This is a genomic window from Campylobacter concisus, from assembly GCF_002913865.1.
GTDB classification, from domain to species: domain Bacteria; phylum Campylobacterota; class Campylobacteria; order Campylobacterales; family Campylobacteraceae; genus Campylobacter_A; species Campylobacter_A concisus_AM.
This window is the reverse complement of the sequence record NZ_POYX01000039.1, coordinates 1-1,571: the sequence shown is the minus strand read 5'-3', so window position 1 is coordinate 1,571 and position 1,571 is coordinate 1. Positions and strand designations below refer to the sequence as shown.

The window sequence follows — 1,571 nt, the reverse complement described above, 5'->3', positions numbered from 1 at the left end:
AGTAAGCCTAGAGCGGCAAGATTTTAAGATAGATTTGGATGTTGTGACGAAATTTTCAGAAAGAATTTCACCAAATTTTGTCACAAATATAAGGCAAAGTATCGTGAGATGGGTTTAATGGTTGCCAAAGCAAATTTTATCCCAAAGCTGGATATTAAATTTTGCCGATTAGCTAGCTCTTTTTTAAAAATTTAGCGGCAAGATTTTAGGATAGATTTGGATGTTGTGACGAAATTTTCACACAAGATAAAACATCTAGTTTATCGAAGTGTGAAAATTTCTAACTCATTCAAAGATACTTAAAATCTAACGCCTATAAGTCTCTTGGATCGGCGATTTTACCTGCTATCGCTGAAGCCGCCACAACAGCCGAGTTAGCTAGATAAATTTCACTCGTTCTATCGCCCATGCGGCCGACGAAATTTCTGTTTGTTGTTGAGATACAGCGCTCATTTGCACCCAAAATACCCATATATCCGCCAAGGCAAGCACCACATGTTGGGTTGCTCACAACTGCGCCAGCTTCTATGAAAATGTCGATAAGTCCCTCTTTTTCAGCAGCTCTTGCGATCTTTTGCGTCGCTGGAGTGATGATGAGCCTTGTTTTGCGAGCTACTTTTTTACCTTTTAGGATTTGCGCTGCTATGCGAAGGTCGCTTAAACGGCCATTTGTGCATGAGCCGATAAATGCCTGATCGATAGCTAGATCGTCGCGAACCGCCTGTCTTACGCTCTTGCCGTTGCTTGGCAAAAATGGATATGCGATGACTGGATCAAGGTTTGTGACATCTATCTCTAAAATTTTGTCGTATTTTGCGCCCTCGTCTGAGTAGAAAAATTTTGGTTTATCGCGCAAATTTTTATATTTTAAAAACTCTTTTGTGATCTCATCAACCGCGATGATACCACTCTTTGCACCAGCTTCGATCGCCATGTTGCACATTGAAAATCTATCATCCATACTAAGCCCCTCTATCACCTCGCCGCTAAACTCAAGCGCCTTGTAAAGTGCGCCATCAACGCCTATTTGGCGGATGATCTCAAGGATGAGGTCCTTGCCATAGACGTGCTTATCAAGCTTGCCCTTAAAGACGACTTTGATACTCTCAGGCACTTTAAACCAGTTTTTGCCAGTGATCATCGCATAAGCTAGGTCGGTGCTACCCATGCCAGTGCTAAAGGCTCCAAGAGCGCCGTGCGTACAGGTGTGGCTGTCTGCGCCGATGATGACGTCGCCTGGGATGACTAGCCCTTTTTCAGGCAAAAGCGCGTGCTCAATACCCATATCTTTTTCGTCAAAATAGTTTTTAAGGTCGTGTTTGTAGGCAAATTCGCGTGAAATTTTGGCTTGATTTGCGCTTAGGATGTCCTTTGTCGGGATGTAGTGGTCCATCACGATGGCAAAGCTGTCTGGGTTAGCTAGCTTTTTAGCACCACTTCGCTCAAACTGCTTAATGGAAATAGGCGTCGTGATGTCGTTGCCTATGACCATATCGATCTTGCTCTCGATGATCTCTCCTGCGCTTACCTCTTTGCCAACGTGATCTGAAAATATTTTCTCGGTGATGGTT

At 43.5% G+C, this 1,571-nt stretch carries 1 protein-coding gene; it reads right to left on the bottom strand.

What is annotated here, in order from left to right:
* Positions 1–313: 313 nt before the first annotated feature.
* On the bottom strand, positions 314–1,571 hold a 1,258-nt coding region (gene leuC, locus CYP77_RS02465; protein ID WP_103599675.1), incomplete at its 5' end, for a 3-isopropylmalate dehydratase large subunit.